Genomic DNA, 16,764 nt, shown 5'->3' on the forward strand with positions numbered 1-16,764 from the left:
GTCCGTTCGGCCCCTTCGCTCGGTGATGGAGTTCGACGACCTCATTCACACCCGCCGGTCCGTTCACCAGTACGCCGACACGGATATCGACGACGACACGCTCGTCGATCTCTTCGAGGACGTACGGTTCGCCCCCTCCTCGTTCAACCTCCAGCCGTGGGAGTTCCTCGTCGTCCAGGGCGAGGACCTCGAACGCCTGCAGTCGGTCGCCTACGGCCAGGAACACGTCACCGACGCGGCGGCCGCGGTGGTCGTCCTCGGCACCCTCGATCCGAGCGACCACGCCGAGCGCGTCACGGCGGACCTGCTGGAGAAAGGCTACCTCCCGAACGAGGACGCCGCCGAGGCCCGTCTCGACACCGTCGACGGCCTCGCCGACGCCGACGCGGAGACGCGTCGCGTCTGGACCGTCCAGAGCTGTACCCTCGCGGCCATGGCCCTCATGCACGCCGCGTGGGACCGCGGTATCGCGTCCTGTCCGATGGGCGGCTACGACGCCGCGGCCCTCCACGACGAGTTCGACGTCCCCGCCGACTACGAACCCGTCATGCTCGTCACCCTCGGCCACCCCGCCGAGGAGGCCGCCGACCTCGAACGGCCCCGGAAGTTCCGCCGCTCGACCGAGGAGTTCGTCCACTTCGACGGCTTCGACCCCGTCGCCCGCGAGGCGCCCGCGTCCGCCGACGACTAGAAGATGTTCGCCTGCCGGTAGACGCTGAGCCCCTCGTTGGTGATCTCGTAGGGTTTGGTCTCCCGGGAGTGGTTCGCGTCCCGGATCTTCTGGATCTCGACGGCCAGTCGCGTCTCCTGGAAGTCGGACGGGCGGACGTACTGCAGGACGAACACCGCGTCCGCGAGATATTCGATGATCCCGTAGCGGGAGCTGTACGGGTTGTCGCCGCTGGCCTCGCTGGTCACGAGCGTCGTTACCCCCGCCTCCTTGAGCGAGCGGGTGAACTGGTACACCTCGCTCCGGCGGTCGGAGGGGTGGTCGTACATCATCTCCAGCAGCGACACCGAGTCGAGGACGAGGCGGTCCGCGCCGAACGCCTTGACCAGGTCGGGCAGGTCGTTCCGGATGCTCGACAGGCTGTTCGCCATCTCGACCGGGTCGAGGTGAACGATCGCGAGTCGCTCCTCGTCGGCGTACTCGACGAACGACCAGCCCTTCTCCTCGGCGGTGTCGTAGATGCGGTCGGTGCTCTCCTCTAGGGTCACGTAGACCCCGCGCTTCCCGTCGGCCAGTGCCCGGTTGAGAAACTGGAGCCCGAAGGTCGTCTTCCCGGTCCCGGCCGATCCGATGACCGAAATCAGGGACCGCTTCGGCACGCCTCCGAGGATCATGTCGTCGAGCCCGTCGATGCCGAGGTCGATCCGCTCGATGGCCGACTCGAACTCGTTCTCGTCGAAGTCCTCGGCGGAGGCGCCGTCGGGGGCGCCGGGGCCCCCCGAACCACCGCCGAAGTCCGCCTCCGGCCCGGCCTCGCCCGGACCGCCACCCGGCCCCGGACCGCCGCCACCGAACCCACCCTCCGGGTCCGGGGCGTTCTGGAAGGCGCTCGCGAAGTCCTCCTCGAAGGGCGATCCGTCGTCGTCCCCGCTATCGGGGTCGACCGCGGCGCCGGACCCTCCCGACTCGTCCCCGAACCCCTCGAACGCGTCCGGGTCGGGGGTGTCGGGTTCGGCGTCCGGCCGCTCCGAGTCGTCGTCCGACGGGTCGACATCCGGCTCGGTCGTCTCGCGTTCCTCGTCTCCCTCCGCGTCGTCGTCGGCCTCGCCGACGGCCCGTTCGAACCAGTCGTCGTCTCCACTCATGGACGCTCACGTCCACGGCGTCGGCGGTGACGACCCGTCCGCCGGTCCCCGCGGCCGGGCCCGACGGTCGTCGGCACGTACTGCGCCATCGGGATGCACTCCGAACGGAGGTATCATGAATGTTGTCTCCGGTGGGCTTTTTTCTCCCGGGGGCGAGGCCGGGGTATGCACGTCGGTCTCGTCGCACAGAAGGACAACGGCCGGGCGGCCTTTCTCGCCGCCGAATTGCGCCGGCGACTCCGCGAGGCGGACGTGACGGTGGCCGTCGACACTACCACCGCCGAGACGCTCGACGTCGAGGGGACGCCCATCGAGGCGTTCGACGACTGCGACCTCGTGGTCAGCATCGGCGGCGACGGTACCTTCCTCTTTGCCGCCCGCGGGGCCGACGGCACGCCGATCCTCGGCGTCAACCTCGGGGAGGTCGGCTTCCTCAACGCCGTCGGCCCCGAGGAGGCGGTCGACGTCGTCCTCGACGAGGTGGCCGCGTTCCGCGCCGGCGAGTTGACCGTCCACGAGGCGCCGCGACTGGCCGCCAGCGGCGACGGCTGGACCGCGCCCCCCACGACCAACGAGGTGGTCGTCCAGGGGTCGATCCGGGGCCCCGGTGGCGGGGTCGACATCGAGGTCAGCGTCGACGGGAAGCGGTACTCCGACGGGCACGCCGACGGACTCCTCGTCGCCACGCCGACGGGGAGTACCGCCTACAACCTCAGCGAGTCCGGGCCGCTGGTCCACCCCGGCGTCGACGCCATCGTGGTCAACGAGATGTGTGCGAGCGATGGGATGCCGCCCCTGGTGGTCGGCCCGGACAGTACGGTCAGCGTGACCGTCTCCGGGGCCGACCGGGCGGTCGTCGTCGGCGACGGGCGGGTGTTACAGGAGCTCGCGCCGCCCGCGGAGGTCAGCGTCGCGCGGGCCGACTCGCCGATGCGGGTCGCCGGCCCCGCCGCCGATTTCTTCGAGGCGCTCGGGAAACTGGACTGATCGGGTCGGCGCAGGCCGCTACTCGCCGCCCCACTCCGTCCGCCGCTTCGGACGGTCCGAGATTGCCTGCACGTCCATCGGGTCGTCGTGGTGGCGAAGCCCCTCCAGTACGGCCTTCGCGGAGGCGTGCGTCGAGAAGTAGGTCACGTCCTCTTCGACGGCGACTTCGAGGGCCTCGCGGTTCCGCGAGACGATCACGTCCACCTCGCCCGTGCGGATGGCCTTGCGGAGGTCGTCGAACTCCCGCACGTCGAAGAAGTCGCCGAAGCCATCGAGCAGGGCCTGACCGGCCTCGCTGTCGGGGGCGGGGAACTCCTCGGCCGAGAGGTCGACCACGGCGGTCCCCTCGGTCGGGATGGCCTTCCCCGTCGCCGACTGGGCCTTCTCGTAGGCCTTGCCGAAGTGCTGGGCCGTGCCCATGACCTCGCCGGTCGATTTCATCTCCGGCCCCAGGCGGGGGTCGCTCCCCTCCAGGCGGTCGAACGGCAGGACGACCTCCTTGACGCTCACCTGCTCGGGGATCCGTTCCTCGACGTCGAGGTCGGCGAGGTCGTCGCCGGCCATCACCTTCGCCGCGAGCTTGGCGATGGGGACGCCCGTCGCCTTCGAGACGAAGGGGACCGTCCGCGAGGACCGCGGGTTCGCCTCGAGGACGTACACCGTGCCGTCCTTGACCGCGAGCTGGACGTTCAACAGCCCCACGGTGTCGAGTTCGCGGGCGATTTCGAGGGTTACCTCGCGGACCCGATCCATCACGTCGCGGACCTCGTCGGCCTGCGGCGGGATCATACACGCCGAGTCGCCGGAGTGGACGCCCGCCGACTCGACGTGTTCCATCACGCCGCCGATCAACACGTCCTCGCCGTCGGCGACGGCGTCGACGTCGAGTTCGACCGCGTCCTCGAGGAAGTCGTCGATGAGGATCGGCTTGTCGGGCGAGACCCGAACCGCCTCCTCGATGTACTCCTTCAGTTCGTCGTCGCCGTAGACCACGTCCATCGCGCGCCCGCCCAGGACGTAGGAGGGGCGCACCAGCACGGGGTAGCCGATGTCGTTGGCGAGTTCGATCGCCTCGCTCTCGCTGGTGGCGGAGCCCCCCTCCGGCTGGGCGATACCGCGCTCGTCCATCAGGCGGTTGAACCGGTCGCGGTCCTCCGCGAGGTCCATGGCGTCGACGCTCGTCCCGAGGATCTCACAGTCGAGGCTGCGGCGCTCCAGCTCCGCCTCCAGCGGGTGGCCGATGTTGACCGAGGTCTGTCCGCCGAACTGTACCATCACGCCGTCGGCGTCGGCGGCCTCGACCACGTCCGCGACCTCCTCGGCGGTGATGGGTTCGAAGAAGAGGCCGTCGGAGGTGTCGTAGTCCGTCGACACCGTCTCGGGGTTGTTGTTGACGACGTGGGCGTCGATTCCCTCCTCGCGAAGCGCCTGGATGGCGTGGACCGAACAGTAGTCGAACTCCACGCCCTGGCCGATGCGGATGGGGCCCCCACCGACGACGACGACGCTCTCGACGTCGCGGTCGACGCGCAGTTCGCCGGCCGCGGCGTCGCCCTCGAACGGCCCGGTGACGAACTCCGGCTTGCGCGAGGAGTAGTAGTACGGCGTCTGGGCCGCGAACTCGCCGGCGCAGGTGTCGACCTGCTTGTAGGTGCGCCCGGGGACCGACGTCTCGACGCTCCCGACGTCGGTGCCGGCCGTCGAGGCGATTTCGGCGTTGGTGACGCCCTTGACGGCGGCCTCGGTGAAGTCGCCCTCGGCGGCGGCCGCCACCGAGTCGGCGACGCGCTTGAACCGCTCGACGTACCACTCCTTGATGTCGGTCAGGCCGACGACGTCCTCGACGGTGTAGCCGCGGTCGAACGCCTCGAAGATGGCGTAGGGCCGGTCCGGGCTCGGGCGCTCCAGATACTCGCGTTCGAGGGTCTCGTCGTCCACGTCGATCCAGTCGACCGCCGGGTCGTACTCCGAGGAGCGAAGCGCCTTCAACAGCGACTCCTCGAAGGTGCGGCCGATGGACATCGCCTCGCCCGTCGACTTCATCGCCGGGCCGAGCGTAAAGTCCACGTCGTCGAACTTGTCGATCGGCCACCGCGGGACCTTCGTCACCACGTAGTCGATGGCGGGTTCGAACGCCGCCGTCGTCTCGCCGGTGATCTCGTTTTCGATCTCGTGGAGGCGCTTGCCGAGCGCGACCTTCGCGGTGACGCGGGCGATGGGGTAGCCCGTCGCCTTCGAGGCCAGCGCCGAGGAGCGGGAGACGCGGGGGTTCACCTCGACGACGCGGTACTCGCCGCTCGGCGTGCCGTCGTCGTGCCACGCGAACTGGATGTTACAGCCGCCCTGGATGCCGAGTTCGCGGATGACTTCGAGCGCGGCGTCGCGCATCTCCTGGTGGCCCTCGTCGGGGATCACCTGCGAGGGTGTGACGACGACCGACTCGCCCGTGTGGATGCCCATCGGATCGATGTTCTCCATGTTGCAGATGATGATCGTCGAGTCGTCGGCGTCGCGCATCACCTCGTACTCCAGTTCGACCCAGCCCGCGATGGACTCCGTGATGAGCACCTCGTCGTTCCGCGAGAGGCGAAGCCCCTTCCGGACCCGCTCGACGAGCTTGTCCATGTCGTCGACGACGCCCGATCCGGACCCGCCGAGCGTGTAGGTCGTCCGGGCGATGACGGGGAGGCCGCCGACCTCCTCGACGGCGGCCGCGACCCGGTCACGGAGGGCGTCCTCGCTCATCGCCTCGGCCGACTCGTCGTCGTCGAGGACGATGGTCGTCGAGGCCGGCACCGGCTGGCCGATCTTCTCCATGCGCTTGCGGAAGAGGTCGCGGTCCTCGGTCGCGTAGATGGTGTCGAGGGGGGTCCCCATGATATCGACGTCGTGTTCGTCGAGGACGCCCTCCTCGGCGAGTTCGGCGGTGACGTTCAGCCCCGTCTGCCCGCCGAGGCCGGCGATCACGCCGTCCGGCTGCTCCTGCCGGATGATCTCCGCGATGGCCTCGGTCGTGATGGGTTCGATGTAGACCCGGTCGGCCATCTCCGGGTCCGTCATGATCGTCGCGGGGTTCGAGTTGACGAGGACGACCCGAGCGCCCTCCTCCTGCAGGGCTCGGCAGGCCTGCGCGCCGGAGTAGTCGAACTCGGCGGCCTGTCCGATCTGGATCGGACCGCTTCCGATCAACAGTATCGTCCGGTTCTCGGATTCGGTGGCGGAGGTGTCCGCCACGGTGGCCTCGTCGGTCATCATCCGATCGGAGTCCGCACATCGTAATAAGCCCGACGGAACAGTACGAGATACGCAACTGGATTACGGATTTCGAAACTGACGGTCGCGCGGTCCGCCGTCCCACGGTGTCGGTGTGAGCGGCGGTGTGTCCGCCGAACTCGGCCGTCGTCGCGTCGCCCGAGCGGTCGCTCCCGAGGGTCGGTCGCTCGTCAGGTGGGACCCGTTACGTGTTCAGTCGGTACCGATACGGACTGCCCTGGAGGACCTCTACGTCGCCCTCCTCGGCCCACCGGCCGAGAACCGTCGCGACGCGGTGGGCGCTCTCGAACTCCTCGTGCTCCTCCAGGAGCGACAGGATCTCACGGGCGGTCAACGGCTCGTCGGCCTCGGAGAGCACGCCCCGGAGTTTCTCGTACTGCGTCGACTGGGGGCGCATACGTCCTACAACGGCCGGGAACGCCTTAGTGTTCAGTGAGACGACCGTCCGACGACTGTCAGACGGCGTAACTCACACGTATACGTCGTCGGCGTCCAGGTCCCGCTCCGATCGGTACTGCTCGACGAACGTCGAGACGTCGAAATCGAGCATCCGTCGCTCGAACTCCTCGATCGTGGCGTCGTCCTCGGCATGACTGACCGCGTGTTCCATCAGTTCCACCACGAGTTCGACGATGATCTCGTGGAGGCGACGCGCGTCGAAGTCCGTCACCCACAGGAGGGCATAGCCCACGTCGCCCTCCTCGCTCAGGTCCGCCGTCGCCACGCGGGCGGGGAACTCCTCGAGGACGACACCGAGCAGGTGGGGGGTGTCGAACTCCGGCATCTCCTCGCTGGTCGTCTCGACCGTCTCCCGCAACACCTCGACCAGGAACTCCGGCAGGAACCGCTCCGGCGGGTGGACGTCCACCACGACGGCGTGGGCGTCGCCGCAGGCACACTCGAACTCCCGCATCCCGAGGTCGAACTCCGTGACCGGCACGGTCTCCCCACAGGGGAGGTCGATCGTACGTGTGTCGCCGGGGACACCCGGTTTCGTCATACCTCGGGTTGCATCCTCGCCCGGTTAAACGTCGCGCTCCTCACCGCTCGGCCGTCACCCACAGCACCGGCCCGACGACCAGCAGGACGATGCCGAGGAACAGGTAGTGGATCGGCGCCAGCGACTGTGGCGTCATGATGAACACCAGACCGAAGACGGTCACGTTGATGGCCATGATCCGCCTCGATTTCAGCGGCAGCGCCCCGACCGTGGCGAGGATGAAAAACAGCAACAGCGCCTGCCCGACGTTGTAGTTGAGCAGGAAACTGTCGATGACCTGTAACGGGAGCATTCCTACTCACAACTCGCCCGGAATCGGGCATTAAAGTTCCGTTTACCGACGGCCGTCGCCCCCCTACTCCCGTCGGTCGCTCGGCCCGGTGATGTCGAGCGGCCTGAGCCACCCCCACCACAGCAGCGCGACCATCGTCCCGTAGCCGAGCACGAACACGGCCGACCCGAGGACGTCGTACCCCCGTTCGGCGAGCAGTCCGCGGGCGATCCCCGACCCGCCGATGCCGACGACGAGGAGGGCGATCACGAGCAGGGTGTCCCGCGTCAGCAACGTGTCGGTGTCCATACGGGGCGTAGGGTCCCGTCGGTACTGATACTGGCGGTTCCGATCCGTCGCGAAAAAACGGTAGCCGATCGGCGCGTTACTGCGGTGCGGTCGAGCGCGCGATGGTGTTCGTGCTGCCGCCGGAGGGGTTGGTCCAGACGACGCGGATCGTCTCGCCGGAATCGACGTTTTCGTACGTGGCGGTGGTGCTCGCGTTGATGACACCGCTGAATGCGGGGTCTCCAGTCAGAGTGTTCGTTCCATCTCCTTGGACACTGATCTCGCCGGCGTCCAACGTCTCACCGCCCTCGTGGGTGATGTTCACCAGATCGTCGCTGCCTCCGGTGAAATCCCCGTCGGCCCCGCCGTCGAAGTCGAAGCTGAAGCTGGCTTGCGGTGCGTTCTCGCTGACCTGGTCGCCCAGTCCGAGGACGAAGGTGCCGATGACAGCGGCGAGGATGACGGTGATCGCGACCATCAGGATGACGCCGATGACCGGGCTGACCGCCCGATCCTCCGTCAGTAGTTCTTTGAAGTTCATGGGTGTCTTGACACGCCGGGCCGGAGCCGGGGGGATGAAGCTCCCGCGCGGGCACGCCTCGACGTGTGTGAGGCCACAGAGAGGCCGGAGCGTAATAAGCTCGCCCATAAATTATCCCTGATGATATCCAGAGGCAAAACCGTCGGGAACGAGGGTCATGCCGTCGCATCGATACGGGGGGTATCACGGAGATCTACCGCCGACTGGTCGGGTGCGTCGATAAAAACCGAAAAGTCGGGACGGCGTCGATTACTGCGGTGCGGTGGCGCGGGCGATGGTGTTCGTCGAGCCACCGGCGGGGTTGGTCCAGACGACGCGGATCGTCTCGCCGGCATCGATGCTGCCGTACACCGAGGAGTCGCCCGCCGTAATCGTATCACCGGTGAAGTTGTTGGCACCGTTCGGGGCTCCGTTGTCGCCGCTGACGCCGATGTTGCTGTTCTCCAGCGTTTCGCCACCCTCGTGGGTGATCGTGACGCTGCTGTTGTCCGTGACGTTGAAGTCGAAGCTGAAGCTGGCTTGCGGTGCGCTCTCGCTGACCTGGTCGCCCAGTCCGAGGACGAAGGTACCGATGACGGCGGCGAGGATGACGGTGATGGCCACCATCAGGATGACGCCGATGACCGGGCTGACCGCCCGATCCTCCGTCAGTAGTTCTTTGAAGTTCATGGTTGTCTTGACACGCCGGGCCGGAGCCGGGGGGAGAAGCTCCCGCGCGGGCACGCCTCGACGTGTGTCGGTGAAAGAGATGCGGCCGTGAGGGATAAATCAACCGGCCAATTATCGTCTCATGTAATTAGGGAGTTGACACGACGTGGCGGTCCACCGGTCGGACCGACGTCGGGCCGTTCTCAGTAGCTCCGCTCTTTCGGCTCGTAGGCGCCCGCCTCGCCCTCCAGGACGACCGGCTTGTACCAGAGTTCGGGCGAGCCGTCCGACCACGAGACCATCGTGTGTTTGAGCCACTCGTCGTCGCGGCGCTCCTGGTACTGCTTGCGCCAGTGAGCACCACGGAACTCCTCGCGGGCGAGCGCGCCCACGGTGATCATCTCGGCGATATCGAGCAGGTTGCGCGTCTCGATAGTCTGGATCAGGTCCGTGTTGTAGGTGCTCGACGGATCCGCGACGTAGACGTCGCGGTAGCGCTGGCGCGCGGCGTGGATGTCGACCAGCGCCTCCTTCAGCGCGCTCTCCTCGCGGAAGACGTTGACGTTCTCGGTCATCGTCCGCTGGACCGCCGCGCGGATGTCCGCGTGTTGGGTCCCCTCGTCGCGTTCGAGGAGGCGGTCGATCCGCTCGCGCTCGCGTTCGAGCGTCCGTTCGACGACGGCCTCGGCCGCCTCGGCGGCCGCGCCGCCGTCGGCGACGGCGGCCGCGCCCCAGGGCTCGCCGAGTTCGACCGGCGTCTCGACGTCACCCGGTTCGACCTCGCCGGTCCGACCGACGGGGATGCGTGGGTCGCCCAGGTCCTCGCCGCCGGCGTGTCGTCCCGCCCGCTTGCCGAAGACGATCAACTCCGGCAGGGCGTTCCCGCCCAGACGGTTCGACCCGTGGACGCTCGCACAGGCACACTCGCCGACGGCGTAGAGCCCGTCGACGCAGGTCCGCCCGAACTCGTCCGTCTCGATACCGCCCATGGCGTAGTGTTGCCCGGGCTTGACCGGCATCGGTTCCTCCAGCCCGTCGACGCCCTCGAAGTCCTCCGCGAGGTGGAGGATGTTCTCCAGGCGGTCGAGGATGCGCTCCTCGCCGAGGTGGCGCATGTCGAGGTGGACGTACTCGTCCTCGATGCCGCGACCCTCGTTGACCTCGGTCAGCTCGGCGCGGGAGACGACGTCCCGGGAGGCGAGTTCGCCGTCGTTTTTGGCGTACCCGTGTTCGAACATGAACCGCTCGCCCTCGTCGTTGTAGAGGATACCGCCCTCGCCGCGGACGCCCTCCGAAATCAGGACGCCCGTCGAGGGGAGCGTCGTCGGGTGGAACTGGATCATCTCCATGTCCTCGGCAGGGACGCCGGCGCGGTAGGCCATCGCCACTCCGTCGCCGGTGTTGGCCACCGCGTTCGTGGTGTGGTCGTACACCTGGCCCAGGCCGCCGGTGGCGAGGATCACGCCGTCCCGGGCGGTGAAGGCCTCCACGTTCCCCGTCGCCGTCTCGTAGGCCACGACGCCGTGGCAGGTCCGGTCCTCGGGGCGCTCCTCGTCCGAGACGGCGAGGTTCAGCACGTACCACTCGTCGAAGACGTCGATGCCGCGTTTCACCACCTGCTCGTACAGCGTATGCAGGAGGTGATGGCCCGTCTCCGCGCCCGCGTAGGTCGTCCGCGGGAACGACAGGCCGCCGAAGGGACGCTGGGAGACGCGCCCGTCGTCGTCACGGGAGAACGCCATCCCCCAGTGTTCGAGTTGGATGACCTCCTCGGGGCTCTCTTGGGTCAGCGCCTCCGCCGCCGGCGCGTCGGCCAGGTAGTCCGCGCCCTTCATCGTGTCGTAGGCGTGGAGCTCCCAGTCGTCGCCCTCGCGGAGCGCGGCGTTGATCCCGCCTTCCGCTGCGCCCGTGTGACTCCGGACGGGGTGGAGTTTCGTGACCATCGCCACGTCCGCGCCCGCTTCCTGTGCCGCGATGGCCGCGCGCAGGCCCGCCCCGCCCGCGCCGACCACGATGACGTCGTATTCGTACATGGTTACCAAAACTTCAGGTTGCTCTTGACTGCCTCGCGTTTCAGCTCCTGGATGTGTTCGGTCAGGGGGATATCCTTCGGACACACCTCGGTACAGGAGAACTGCGTCTGACACCGCCAGACGCCGTGTTCCTCCTCGACGATCTCCAGCCGACGCTGTTTCATCTCCTCGCCCTCCCGCTCGTCCATGGCAAAGCGGTAGGCCTTGTTGATCGCCGCCGGGCCGAGATACTCGTTGTCGCCCGCCGCGATGTTACAGGAGGACATGCAGGCCCCACACCAGATACACCGGGTCGAGGTCTTGATCTTCTCGCGGTTCTCCCGGCTCTGGCGTTGTTCCTCCAGTTCGCCGTCCGGTCGGTCGGTCGTCTGGAAGTACGGCTCGACCGACTCCATCTGGTCGTAGAAATGTTCCATGTCCACGACCAGATCCTTCACCACCTCTTGGTGGGGGAGCGGTTCGATCCGCACCGGCTGATCGAGATCAGAGAGCTGGGTCTGACAGCCGAGGCGCTGGCGGCCGTTGATGAACAGCGCGTCCGAGCCACAGATCGCCTGGCGACAGGAGTGTCGGAAGGTGAGACTGGCGTCGAACTCGTCGCGGGCGTAGATGAGCGCGTCCAGCACCGTCATTCCCGTCTCGTAGGGGACGTGGAAGTCGTCGAAGCGTGGCTCCTGTTTGCCCGCCACCTCCGGATCGTAGCGGAACACCTTCAGGTGGTATCGCTCCGCGTCGGCCGCGACGCGTTCGGCCTCCTCGACTCGCTTTCGCTCGCGTTCCTCGGCGCGGCGGCGCTTCTCGTCGAGGCGCCGCTCCTTCGGCGTCCCCTCGGCCGCCTCGGCGTCGGTTTCCGCGCTCTCCGTCTCGGTCTCGGTCTCGGGTCGTTGCGTGCTCATAGTATCGGGAGGAGGTCGATGCCCGCCCAGGCGTTCGCGGTTCGGAAGCCCTGTACGAGGAGGAGGAGGCTCGCGACGACGAGGACCCCCTTGACGACCTGCCGTTTGGTCCCCGACAGCCCCACGTTGATCAGGGCGTTGTAGACCCCGTTGACGCCGTGGAACGTCGCGGTCACCAGAAAGAGGACCATCAGCGAGTAGTAGCTCCACGTCTCCATCCGGTTGGCGCTCATCAGGAAGGTCACCTCGTCGGCGTGGTGGACGAAATGGAGGAGGAAGAAATGGAAGGCGAGGACCACGATGAGGAAGGCGGCGGTGATGCGCTGCCAGAGCCACAGGCGGCCGCCCTTCCGGAACGACGAGTAGCGCTCGGCCATCAGAGCGACACCCCCGCGAGGAACGTGGGGACGCTCGCGACGACGATGGCGCCGGTCAGGATCAGCGACGCGTAGAAGCTCCGATCCTGGGACTCCAGACCGATCCCGAGGTCGACCAGGAGGAGGCGCGTCCCGTTCAGGATGTGGAACACCGCCACCGCCAGCAGTCCGACCTCGAGAACGCGGACCACCAGCAGGCTCTCCAGCGTCCGGATCGTCTGCGTGTAGAGGTCCTGGTTCGCCGCGACCGTCGCGGGATCGGCGCTCGCCGACGTAAGGGCCGTACTCAGCACGGCGACGTGGGTGAACAGATACCCGACCAGCACCCACCCGGTGAACTTGTGGAAGATCCAGGCCCACATTCCCGCCGAGAACTCCCGCCACCGGCCGAAGTCCTCGATGAGGCCCCGATCGTAGGACTGACTCATGCTCGTCCGGGAGTCGGGACCGGCGTGGTATAGAAGTTACGTACGGGAGCCCGCCACACGCGCTCGCTCGCTTCCCCGCCGTCTTCCGATCCCGTCGATCATCGATCCGCCGCTCGTCGCTCGACGATCCGCGCCGTCGAATCGTCGAGTTCGGCCAGGTGGCAGATCGGGTTGCCGGGGTAGACGACCGGGTTCTCCAGCACCCCGAGCAACACCCCGGTGAACGGCGCCCGGATCGGCGTCCCGTCGGCTTTGAACGGATCGGTGACCGTACAGACCCGTTCGCCCTCTCGCACCGCCTCCCCGCGGTCGTAATGCATGTCGACGATGCCGCCGGCGTCGGCCCGGATCCACGTCTTCTCGGTCACCACCGTCCGCCACCCCGGCCACCGAACCCGACCCCGTTCGTCGAGACCGTACTCGGCGAAGACGCTTCGGACGCCCGCGAGGGCCTCGTCGATGAGCGACCGCTCGAACCGGTGGGCCTCGCCCATCTCCACCGTGATCGTGGGAACGCCCGCGCGCGTGGCCTCCCCGCGGAGGGTCCCATCGCTCCCCTCGCCGTCGACGACGACGCTCGCCCCGAACGCGTGTGCCAGCCGAGACACCGCCGGGCGGTCCACGTCGGCGCGCACGTGGAGGGTGTTGGTCCGCCCCCGCGTCGAGGTGTGGAAGTCGATGCCCAGATCACACGGCTCCACGAAGTTCCGGAAGATGGAGTGGGCCATCCGCTTGGCGCTCGTCGAGGTCGGATCGCCCGGGAACGATCGGTTCAGGTCGCGGTCGTAGATCGGTAGATACCGCTGCTGGGTGAGAAAGCCGGGGACGTTCAACACGGGGAGACAGACGACGGTCCCCGCCAGGTCCGTCAGGTCCCAGTCGTAGGCCACCGACCGCACCACCGCGATGCCGTTGAGTTCGTCGCCGTGGGCGGCCGCCGAGAGATACAGCGTCGGCCCCGGCCGCTCCCCGTTGATCACGGTGACCGGGATGCGTACCGGGTCGCCGAGATACGTCTCGCTGACTCGATACCGGAGGTTCTGTCGCTCCCCGGGGGCGACCTTCCCGCCGTCGTACGTGAAGGCCGCGTCCGCAGTCATACTCCTCACTCCGCGGGGCGCCTACTTAAATGGTCGAACCGACGCCGGCGACGGCCGGACGCGACAGCTTTTACCACCGACCGCCCCTGCAACCCATCGATGGTCTCGGTCTCGTTCGACGCCGGGCGATACGTGGAGTACTACCTCGGTAACGCGCCCAGCCTCTCGACGCTCCTGGTCGCCAACGGCGCCGCCTTCCTCGTCGGCGTCAGCTTCTACGTCAACGCCTCGCCGACCTCCCTCGCGGACCTCCCCACCTTCCTCTACCCGCTTTTCGCCGACTCCCCCACCGCGCTCGCACTCGTGACGCTCTCCCTTTCGACGCTCCTGCCGCTCCTCGGCCGCCGTCGCGTCGCCGACGCGCCGACGAACACGCCGCTCGTCTACCTCCACACCTTCGCGTTCGTCTGGCTCGTCAAGTACGGCCTCTGGACCGTCGTCGCCCTCAACCTCCACCCGGAACAGTATCTCGGCTTCGCCGGCGCCGCCCTCTGGGACTACTGGGGCATCGTCCTCACCCACCTGCTGTTCGTCGTCGAGGCGCTCGTGATCCCCTACTACGGCCGGACGACCGACCGGGCGCTGAAGGCCGCCCTCGCCGCCCTCCTCCTGAACGACGTCTTCGACTACGCGCTCGGCTACCACCCGCCGCTCCGGTACGACCCCGGGGTGCCGCTGATCCTCGCGACGCTCCTCCTCTCGGTGGGGGCCGTCGCCGCCGCGCACCGCCTGTTCGACCGACCCGACGACTTCGATCCGCTGGCGCCGGCCGGAACGTGACGGGACCGTCGGCACTGTCCACCCGGTCTCGCAGTGGTCGAGCCTCCCTCCGGCGACCGATGGCGGGGTGGCCCTCCGATCCGTCCGCCGACCGTGCGACGGGGTGGATACCGTTTTGGTACCGGATCCCGAACCGTGCGGTGTGAGCACATCCGACGTTCGAGAACTGACGACCGAAGCCGAGTGGCGTGCCGCGTTTCCCGTGCTCAGTCAACTCCGCGAACACCTGTCCGAAGACCAGTTCATCGACCGGCTGCGCAGGATGCACGAGGAGGGGTACCGCCTGTTCGCGCTCTTCCGACGCGGGGAGGTTGTCTCCGTCGCGGGCGTCGCGCTCCGAACGAACTTCTACAACGGGCGCCACCTGTTCGTGTACGATCTGGTCACGCGAACCGACCGCCGTTCCGAGGGCCACGGCAGCCGTCTCATGGCGTTCCTCGAGGACTGGGCACGCGAGCGAAACTGCGAGAGCATCACGCTCGAATCCGGTCTCTGGCGGAGCGACGCACACCGTTTCTACGAGGACGAACTCGGTATGGAGCGGTTCTGCTATACGTTCAAGAAGGAACTCGTCCGAGACGACACCGCGTGACGGCGCTCGCGGCAGGCCGCTTATGACCGTGGCCCGCTCACCGCCGGTATGGACGAGGCAATCGACGCCCTCCGGACCGATCCCGACTTCCGGCCGCTGATCGAGCGCCACGGCCACCTCTCGATCGATCCGGCCGACGACTTCTTCGCCCGCTTCGTCGTCTCCATCCTCCGCCAGCAGGTGTCGATGGCGTCCGCGGCGGCCACGCGGCGACGCCTCTTCGAGGCAGTCGAGGTGACCCCCGAGGGGATACTCGACGCGGAGACGGATACCCTCCGTGACGCGGGGCTGTCCCGGCAGAAGACGCGGTACGTGACGAACGTCGCGGCGGCCTTCCGTGATCGTGGCTACACGCTCGACTCGTTCGCGGGGATGGACGACCGGGCGGTGATCGACGAACTCACAGCCATCACCGGGGTCGGGACGTGGACCGCGAAGATGCAGCTCATGTTCTCCCTCGGTCGTCCCGACGTGTTCCCGGTCGGAGATCTGGGAGTTCGCAAGGGGATGCGGACGCTGTACGGCGACATCGGCCGCGAAGCGATGGCCGAACGGGCCGAGCGCTGGGCGCCGTACCGCAGTTACGCCAGTCTCTACCTGTGGCAGGTCGAGGAGGACGTCGCCGACGCCGTCGAGGAAGTGCGGGTGGTGGACTAGCCGTATACCCGGTCCAGCGGGTCCTCGAGTTCGCCCATCACGGCCTCTAGCGTGTCCGTCGCGGTGACGAGACCGCGCACTTCGCCGTCCGCTAGCACCAGCGCGAGTTCCTGATCCTCGGCCTGGAACTGGTCGAAGGCGTCGCTGAGGCTGGTGTCGGCCGTGACCGTCATCGGCGGGGCCGCGATCTCCTCGAACGTCCGGTCCCCCGCTTCGAGGGCGTCCATGTGGGTGACGATCGACGGCGTGTAGACGATCCCCCGGAAGTCGGACTGGTCCTCGCCGAACAGCGGGAATCTGGTGTGTGGCGTCTCGCTGATCGCCGCCAGGTTCTCAGCGACGGAGTCGGTCGTCGACAGCGAGACGACGTCCGCGGCGTCGGTCATCACCTCCTCGACCGCCGTCTCGCCGGCTTCGAGCGCGTTGAGCACCTCCTCCTGGCGCTCCTCGGGGAGGTCGCCCTCGGCGAGCAGGGACCCGAGGCGGTTGCGCAGGTCCGCCCGCGACTCGATCACCTCCTCTTCGGTCTCCAGCCACGCCCCCGTCATCTCGATGCCGAACAGCTTGAGCGTCGCCTTCGCCACGCCGTCGCCGATCCGCATCACCGGCGAGATGAGCCACGCGAACCAGTAGAGTGGGCGGGCGCCGTACCGACAGACGAACTTCGAGCGCTCGACGCCGAGATACGTCGGCGTCTGCTCCCCGTGGGTCAGATGGAGGAGGTTGATGATCGCGTACGCGATCAGCGCGCCGAGTCCCACGCCGGCCAGAGCACTCCCCGCGAAGACCGGCTCGAACAGCGCGGCGAGCGCCGGTTCGGCGACGATACCCACCGCGATGCTGGAGGCGGTGATGCCGACCTGACAGCTCGTGAGATAGATCTCGAGGTCCTGTGTCATCTCCCACGCGCGACGCAGCGCCGGCGTGTCGAACTCGGATTCGGGGTACTGGCGGACCCGCGTGAGCGCGAACTCGATAGCGACGAAAAAGCCGTTCGCCAGGATGAGGAGGACGCCGGCGACGAGCCGAACGGTCAGTTCCAGCGGGGTCATCGCCCGACCGGTTCCGGAACGAGGCT

19 protein-coding genes are annotated in these 16,764 nt (G+C 67.8%); 5 read left to right on the top strand and 14 right to left on the bottom strand.

What is annotated here, in order from left to right:
• Nucleotides 1-25: 25 nt before the first annotated feature.
• Nucleotides 26-691 (top strand): nitroreductase family protein, encoded by a 666-nt coding sequence (locus tag EI982_RS15950; protein ID WP_157690626.1) that lies wholly within the window; start codon nt 26-28, stop codon nt 689-691.
• On the opposite strand, the gene EI982_RS15955 is transcribed toward EI982_RS15950, so the two are convergent.
• Nucleotides 688-1,815, bottom strand: a complete 1,128-nt coding sequence (locus tag EI982_RS15955; RefSeq protein ID WP_157690627.1) for a KaiC domain-containing protein — start codon at nt 1,813-1,815, stop codon at nt 688-690. The two genes, EI982_RS15950 and EI982_RS15955, sit on opposite strands and share 4 nt — an antisense overlap.
• Nucleotides 1,816-1,980: 165 nt before the next feature.
• Between EI982_RS15955 and EI982_RS15960 the strand changes: the two genes are divergently transcribed.
• Entirely contained in the window at nt 1,981-2,802 is an 822-nt protein-coding gene (locus EI982_RS15960) for an NAD(+)/NADH kinase (RefSeq protein WP_157690628.1), read from the top strand.
• A gap of 18 nt (nt 2,803-2,820) precedes the next feature.
• Here EI982_RS15960 and carB read toward each other — a convergent pair whose 3' ends face one another.
• The 12 genes from carB to EI982_RS16020 form a co-directional block, all read right to left on the bottom strand.
• Nucleotides 2,821-6,054 carry a carbamoyl-phosphate synthase large subunit gene (gene carB / locus EI982_RS15965; RefSeq protein WP_157690629.1) on the bottom strand — a complete coding sequence of 1,078 codons (3,234 nt, stop codon included), beginning with the start codon at nt 6,052-6,054 and terminating at the stop codon, nt 2,821-2,823.
• 205 nt (nt 6,055-6,259) lie between these two features.
• On the bottom strand, nt 6,260-6,472 hold the full coding sequence (locus EI982_RS15970; RefSeq protein ID WP_157690630.1) for a hypothetical protein: 213 nt from the start codon (nt 6,470-6,472) through the stop codon (nt 6,260-6,262).
• 72 nt (nt 6,473-6,544) lie between these two features.
• A complete protein-coding gene (locus EI982_RS15975; RefSeq protein WP_157690631.1) occupies nt 6,545-7,075 on the bottom strand; it encodes a DUF5815 family protein in 531 nt (176 codons plus the stop codon).
• Nucleotides 7,076-7,115: 40 nt separating this feature from the next.
• A complete protein-coding gene (locus tag EI982_RS15980) occupies nt 7,116-7,367 on the bottom strand; it encodes a DUF8006 family protein (RefSeq protein WP_157690632.1) in 252 nt (83 codons plus the stop codon).
• 63 nt (nt 7,368-7,430) lie between these two features.
• Nucleotides 7,431-7,655 carry a DUF7996 family protein gene (locus tag EI982_RS15985; RefSeq protein WP_157690633.1) on the bottom strand — a complete coding sequence of 75 codons (225 nt, stop codon included), beginning with the start codon at nt 7,653-7,655 and terminating at the stop codon, nt 7,431-7,433.
• A 76-nt stretch (nt 7,656-7,731) separates the two neighbouring features.
• Complete coding sequence (locus EI982_RS15990; protein ID WP_157690634.1) at nt 7,732-8,175, bottom strand: type IV pilin domain-containing protein; 444 nt, start codon at nt 8,173-8,175, stop codon at nt 7,732-7,734.
• Nucleotides 8,176-8,424: 249 nt separating this feature from the next.
• Entirely contained in the window at nt 8,425-8,844 is a 420-nt protein-coding gene (locus EI982_RS15995; protein WP_157690635.1) for a type IV pilin domain-containing protein, read from the bottom strand.
• 182 nt (nt 8,845-9,026) lie between these two features.
• A complete protein-coding gene (locus EI982_RS16000; protein WP_157690636.1) occupies nt 9,027-10,856 on the bottom strand; it encodes an FAD-binding protein in 1,830 nt (609 codons plus the stop codon).
• Nucleotides 10,857-10,858: 2 nt separating this feature from the next.
• A complete protein-coding gene (locus EI982_RS16005; protein WP_157690637.1) occupies nt 10,859-11,752 on the bottom strand; it encodes a succinate dehydrogenase/fumarate reductase iron-sulfur subunit in 894 nt (297 codons plus the stop codon).
• The gene (locus EI982_RS16010; RefSeq protein WP_157690638.1) at nt 11,749-12,129 is read right to left on the bottom strand and encodes a succinate dehydrogenase/fumarate reductase transmembrane subunit; all 381 of its coding nucleotides are present in this window, start codon (nt 12,127-12,129) and stop codon (nt 11,749-11,751) included. Before EI982_RS16010 ends, EI982_RS16005 begins: the two co-directional genes overlap by 4 nt.
• Nucleotides 12,129-12,557: a succinate dehydrogenase, cytochrome b556 subunit gene (gene sdhC / locus EI982_RS16015; RefSeq protein WP_157690639.1), complete on the bottom strand. Its 429-nt coding sequence runs from the start codon at nt 12,555-12,557 to the stop codon at nt 12,129-12,131. The genes EI982_RS16010 and sdhC overlap by 1 nt, the downstream gene beginning before the upstream one ends.
• Before the next feature lie 98 nt (nt 12,558-12,655).
• Nucleotides 12,656-13,657, bottom strand: a complete 1,002-nt coding sequence (locus EI982_RS16020) for a succinylglutamate desuccinylase/aspartoacylase family protein (RefSeq protein WP_157690640.1) — start codon at nt 13,655-13,657, stop codon at nt 12,656-12,658.
• Nucleotides 13,658-13,756: 99 nt separating this feature from the next.
• Between EI982_RS16020 and EI982_RS16025 the strand changes: the two genes are divergently transcribed.
• The 3 genes from EI982_RS16025 to EI982_RS16035 all read left to right on the top strand — a co-directional run bounded on the left by EI982_RS16025 (nt 13,757) and on the right by EI982_RS16035 (nt 15,686).
• Entirely contained in the window at nt 13,757-14,437 is a 681-nt protein-coding gene (locus EI982_RS16025) for a DUF1405 domain-containing protein (protein WP_157690641.1), read from the top strand.
• Between the two features lie 142 nt (nt 14,438-14,579).
• The gene (locus EI982_RS16030; RefSeq protein WP_157690642.1) at nt 14,580-15,029 is read left to right on the top strand and encodes a GNAT family N-acetyltransferase; all 450 of its coding nucleotides are present in this window, start codon (nt 14,580-14,582) and stop codon (nt 15,027-15,029) included.
• A 48-nt stretch (nt 15,030-15,077) separates the two neighbouring features.
• On the top strand, nt 15,078-15,686 hold the full coding sequence (locus tag EI982_RS16035; protein WP_157690643.1) for a DNA-3-methyladenine glycosylase family protein: 609 nt from the start codon (nt 15,078-15,080) through the stop codon (nt 15,684-15,686).
• On the opposite strand, the gene EI982_RS16040 is transcribed toward EI982_RS16035, so the two are convergent.
• Nucleotides 15,683-16,738, bottom strand: a complete 1,056-nt coding sequence (locus tag EI982_RS16040; protein WP_157690644.1) for a CNNM domain-containing protein — start codon at nt 16,736-16,738, stop codon at nt 15,683-15,685. The genes EI982_RS16035 and EI982_RS16040 overlap by 4 nt on opposite strands.
• Nucleotides 16,739-16,764: the final 26 nt, after the last annotated feature.

The organism is Haloplanus salinarum (assembly GCF_009762275.1).
Lineage (GTDB): Archaea > Halobacteriota > Halobacteria > Halobacteriales > Haloferacaceae > Haloplanus > Haloplanus salinarum.

Excerpts from the sequence above, each read along its gene's own strand:
- EI982_RS15980 (WP_157690632.1), bottom strand. The coding sequence starts at position 7,367 with ATGCTCCCGTTACAGGTCATCGACAGTTTCCTGCTCAACTACAACGTC.
- EI982_RS15995 (WP_157690635.1), bottom strand. The coding sequence starts at position 8,844 with ATGAACTTCAAAGAACTACTGACGGAGGATCGGGCGGTCAGCCCGGTC.
- EI982_RS15975 (WP_157690631.1), bottom strand. The coding sequence starts at position 7,075 with ATGACGAAACCGGGTGTCCCCGGCGACACACGTACGATCGACCTCCCC.
- EI982_RS16010 (WP_157690638.1), bottom strand. The coding sequence starts at position 12,129 with ATGGCCGAGCGCTACTCGTCGTTCCGGAAGGGCGGCCGCCTGTGGCTC.
- EI982_RS16020 (WP_157690640.1), bottom strand. The coding sequence starts at position 13,657 with ATGACTGCGGACGCGGCCTTCACGTACGACGGCGGGAAGGTCGCCCCC.
- EI982_RS15955 (WP_157690627.1), bottom strand. The coding sequence starts at position 1,815 with ATGAGTGGAGACGACGACTGGTTCGAACGGGCCGTCGGCGAGGCCGAC.
- EI982_RS16000 (WP_157690636.1), bottom strand. The coding sequence starts at position 10,856 with ATGTACGAATACGACGTCATCGTGGTCGGCGCGGGCGGGGCGGGCCTG.
- EI982_RS16025 (WP_157690641.1), top strand. The coding sequence starts at position 13,757 with ATGGTCTCGGTCTCGTTCGACGCCGGGCGATACGTGGAGTACTACCTC.
- carB (WP_157690629.1), bottom strand. The coding sequence starts at position 6,054 with ATGACCGACGAGGCCACCGTGGCGGACACCTCCGCCACCGAATCCGAG.
- EI982_RS15960 (WP_157690628.1), top strand. The coding sequence starts at position 1,981 with ATGCACGTCGGTCTCGTCGCACAGAAGGACAACGGCCGGGCGGCCTTT.
- EI982_RS15990 (WP_157690634.1), bottom strand. The coding sequence starts at position 8,175 with ATGAACTTCAAAGAACTACTGACGGAGGATCGGGCGGTCAGCCCGGTC.
- EI982_RS16005 (WP_157690637.1), bottom strand. The coding sequence starts at position 11,752 with ATGAGCACGCAACGACCCGAGACCGAGACCGAGACGGAGAGCGCGGAA.
- EI982_RS15970 (WP_157690630.1), bottom strand. The coding sequence starts at position 6,472 with ATGCGCCCCCAGTCGACGCAGTACGAGAAACTCCGGGGCGTGCTCTCC.
- EI982_RS15985 (WP_157690633.1), bottom strand. The coding sequence starts at position 7,655 with ATGGACACCGACACGTTGCTGACGCGGGACACCCTGCTCGTGATCGCC.
- EI982_RS15950 (WP_157690626.1), top strand. The coding sequence starts at position 26 with ATGGAGTTCGACGACCTCATTCACACCCGCCGGTCCGTTCACCAGTAC.
- sdhC (WP_157690639.1), bottom strand. The coding sequence starts at position 12,557 with ATGAGTCAGTCCTACGATCGGGGCCTCATCGAGGACTTCGGCCGGTGG.
- EI982_RS16040 (WP_157690644.1), bottom strand. The coding sequence starts at position 16,738 with ATGACCCCGCTGGAACTGACCGTTCGGCTCGTCGCCGGCGTCCTCCTC.
- EI982_RS16035 (WP_157690643.1), top strand. The coding sequence starts at position 15,078 with ATGGACGAGGCAATCGACGCCCTCCGGACCGATCCCGACTTCCGGCCG.